Genomic DNA, 2881 nt, shown 5'->3' with positions numbered 1-2881 from the left:
AGTTCTCAAACAACACCACCACACCGTCGCCATGTGGCACTATCGCCACATACCTTAGGGGGAAGTTGCCGCTCTCCATCGGAGGCAGCTCGCCTACTCTAGCGGACCGAAGTCGATCGGTCAACCCGATCGTTCGGCGCCCCTTCGCGAAGCCACCGCCCGAAACCAGGACTCGAACCTCTCGGCTCGACCCCCGCTCCCTGGCGGCTCCGATAAAGTTACACGCGCCCCAACGGAACACCAAATCGGCTGGTCAACGCCTCCCAGGGCGCCCCTGCAGGCCCATGCCGGCAGATCGCCAAAGCCACGTACAGACGGGTCTTCCCGCTGCGTCCCTGCCGTGTTCCCCCTCCGGCCGCCCGACTTCCGCCCCTGCCACCACGTGTCCTACCCGACCCGAGGGGACGGGGCCTACGCGATCCGGTCATCAGTGCGGCTCGAGCTGCAGGGCGGAGTCGGCTCGTCCTCCCAGTGCTCGGCTCGTCCTCCCAGAGCTCCGTCGCGTGCGGTGAGTGGCCGTCCCGACTCACGACCGTGTGGGGGGCACTCAGGGCGGGGGCCTCGGCGTGCGGATCGCGACCGTGTGCGGGCTCACCGGTCTCACCCGTCACCGCCTCTACCGCGCCTCCGGCCGGGCCGGGGTCTTCTACCGAGCCGGCACCACGGCATGTCGCCGGCCGACCGCGCACCGTCGTGGCCGGGTACACCGTGCTGTGTCGATCGACGGCGACCGCCGCGAACCTCGCGTCGTTCCGCGTCGAGAACCTCCGAGCATCACGGCCCGGTCTCCGGTGCCCGCCGGACACCGAACCCGGCAGCACACTGATGCATCAACGCGAGCAGGTGAGCAACTGCCCCGCGCTCGGACTGAACCCGAGCAACGGTCGGACACTCCCCTCGGTGATCCCCGGCCGCGAGCCGGTGCGGAGGAGTGGAACGACACCCAGGCCGCCAGGGCTGTACTCACCCTCCCTTGCGGCACGGTCTACCGTTCGGTGGCATGACGTCGGTAAGAACCACCCAGGCCGTGATCTTCCACGGGTACGGTGCGACGCCCGCGGACCATTGGTTCGGGTGGCTCGCAGAACAGCTCGAACACGCGGGGGTCCCCACACGAGTACCCGCCTTGCCGGAGTCCACGTCCCCATCTCCGGACCGGTGGGCGGCTACCGCCGCAGAAGAGCTCGGTATCCCGGGGAGAGACACGATCGTGGTCGCCCACAGCCTCGGTTGCCTCACCGTTCTGCGCCACCTCGCCTCCCTGACGGGACCGTGGGAGGTGGGCGGTCTCGTGCTCGTCTCGGGATTCGTCGACCCGTTGCCGGGGCTACCCGAACTGGACGACTTCATCGGTGACGGCGTGGACCTGTCCGGGATCCGAGAGAGGGCCGGGTCGCTCACCATCTTGCGTTCCGACGACGACGATCATGTTCCTGTCGACCTCACAGACCGCCTGGCCGGTCTTCTCGGCACGTCGGCTCAGGTCGTCCCGGGAGCGGGCCACTTCCTCGCGACCGACGGAGTCACGACGCTGCCCCACGCCCTCGACGCCATCGTGTGACACACGCAGCAGGCTCTCGGTGGAGTGTGCCGGCACCACCGTGGACAACCGTCGCTCCGCCCTCGCACCAGCCGAGCGCAGATAGGTGCGGTGGCCACATCCGCCGCCCCGGGACCCGTCGACACGGTGGTCCTCACAGTCCCCCGTCGGCGGACCGCTGGTCGGTCCTGAAGACCACCGGAATCAGCCAGAGGAAGGCGATCATGCCGAGGAGCTCGACCAGGGTCTGTGCCACGATCACCACTGCCGCCACCTCGAACCCCTCAGGCAGTGCGAGCGCCAGCGGAAGGACGACGAACGAATTCCGGGTCCCGAGTCCGAAGGCGAGTGTCCGGGCCTGTCGGGGCGGGAGAGAGAACGAGACCGCCAGAGCCTTGGCGGTGAGCGCGGCCGCGAGCAGGAACGCCACGAAGACCGGGACGACGACCGGGAGAACGTTCAGCGCACCGAGCACGGTATCCACCTGAGCCGTGGCGACGAGAAACACGACACCAGCGAGCAGCGGAACCGGTGCCCAGGCCCATCGATCACGCACCACAAGACGCCCCGGGCGGGCATCGACCCACCACTGCGTGAGCGTCGACGCGATCAGGGGCACGGCGACGATCAGCAGCGCCGGCGCGACCACGTTGAGCGTGATCAACCCTGTGACCTCCTCCCGCGCCATGAGCAGCAGATAAAGAGGAAGCAGGAGCAGCTGTAGAACAAGGTTGACGGGGGTCACCGCGACGGCCCGGGGCACATCCCCGCCGGCGAGCTGGGTGAAGGAGATGAACCAGTCGGTGCACGGCACGAGCAACACCAGCAACACGCCCAGACGGATCGCGGGGTCGGCGGGAAGGAGAGACACCATCGCCCACACGATCAGGGGCATGAGTACGAAGTTGCCCAACAGGACCACTCCGGAGAACCGGAGGTCGCGCGAGGCGGAGAACAGGTGCAGCACCGGCACCTGGAGGAACGTGGCATAGAGCAACAGGGCGAGAACCGGCCACAGCAGCACCTCGGCCATCGACGCCGTCGCCGGGATGGCGCTCCCCGATGCGAGACCCGCGGCGATGGCCGCGACATAGATCCACACCTGCCAACGCTCGAGGGTGAGCCGATTCAGTCGCTTGTCCACCCCGTCGGCACCTCTCTCATCCTCCAGATCCGAGACCACGGCGGCTCCGACCACGCCAGCCAGTCCGAACCCGAGGCCGACTCCCTCCGGTCCGCCGGTCACCCGAGCCGGAGACGGGCCCGGTCCTCGTCCGCAGGCCTGCAAGCTCGCCTGCAGCCTGCCACGCACGTGGGTGGGGTGGTATGACGGGAGCCCCC

At 68.6% G+C, this 2881-nt stretch carries 2 protein-coding genes; one reads left to right on the top strand and one right to left on the bottom strand.

Translation table 11 applies throughout. The features are described from left to right. Nucleotides 1-1000: 1000 nt before the first annotated feature. Entirely contained in the window at nt 1001-1561 is a 561-nt protein-coding gene (locus tag G6020_RS07040) for an alpha/beta fold hydrolase (protein WP_179524635.1), read from the top strand. 133 nt (nt 1562-1694) lie between these two features. On the opposite strand, the gene G6020_RS07035 is transcribed toward G6020_RS07040, so the two are convergent. Beyond that, on the bottom strand, nt 1695-2684 hold the full coding sequence (locus G6020_RS07035) for a bile acid:sodium symporter (protein ID WP_347238328.1): 990 nt from the start codon (nt 2682-2684) through the stop codon (nt 1695-1697). Nucleotides 2685-2881 lie beyond the last annotated feature (197 nt).

Source organism: Dietzia sp. B19 (assembly GCF_014145155.1).
Taxonomy (GTDB): domain Bacteria; phylum Actinomycetota; class Actinomycetes; order Mycobacteriales; family Mycobacteriaceae; genus Dietzia; species Dietzia natronolimnaea.
The sequence above is the reverse complement of the archived record's forward strand: the minus strand, read 5'-3'. Positions and strand labels throughout refer to the sequence as shown.

Bases quoted from the DNA above. Each gene is read 5' to 3' on its own strand.
- G6020_RS07040 (WP_179524635.1), top strand. From the start codon at position 1,001: ATGACGTCGGTAAGAACCACCCAGGCCGTGATCTTCCACGGGTACGGT.